Origin of the sequence: Streptomyces sp. MK7 (assembly GCF_032658145.1) — a bacterium.
Taxonomy (GTDB): Bacteria; Actinomycetota; Actinomycetes; order Streptomycetales; family Streptomycetaceae; genus Streptomyces; species Streptomyces spiralis.
In genome coordinates this window covers 1-393 of record NZ_JAVACL010000167.1, presented here as the reverse complement: position 1 = coordinate 393, position 393 = coordinate 1, and the positions used below count along the sequence as shown (strand labels likewise).

At 67.2% G+C, this 393-nt stretch carries 1 protein-coding gene; it reads left to right on the top strand.

Annotation, left to right across the window (positions count from 1 at the left end):
* Positions 1–393, top strand: a 393-nt coding sequence (locus tag R2S09_RS40325) for an AAA family ATPase (protein ID WP_316746270.1), incomplete at both ends; no start/stop codon positions are given.

The window sequence follows — 393 nt, the reverse complement described above, 5'->3', positions numbered from 1 at the left end:
CCGGTGCTGATCGGTGAGCCGGGGGTGGGCAAGACGGCGATCGTGGAGGGGCTGGCGCAGCGGATCGTGGCGGGTGAGGTGCCCAACACGCTGATGGACAAGCGGGTGGTGGCGCTGGATCTGTCGGGGATGATCGCCGGGGCGCAGTATCGCGGTCAGTTCGAGGAGCGGCTGAAGAAGGTCATCGAGGACGTGCGGGCGGCCAAAGGCAACATCATTCTGTTCATCGACGAGATGCACACCGTCGTCGGCGCCGGTGCCACGGGTGAGGGGTCGATGGACGCCTCCAACATGCTCAAGCCCGCCCTGGCCCGCGGTGAACTCCACGTCGTGGGCGCCACGACGATCGACGAGTACCGCAAGCACGTCGAGAAGGACGCGGCACTGGAGCGC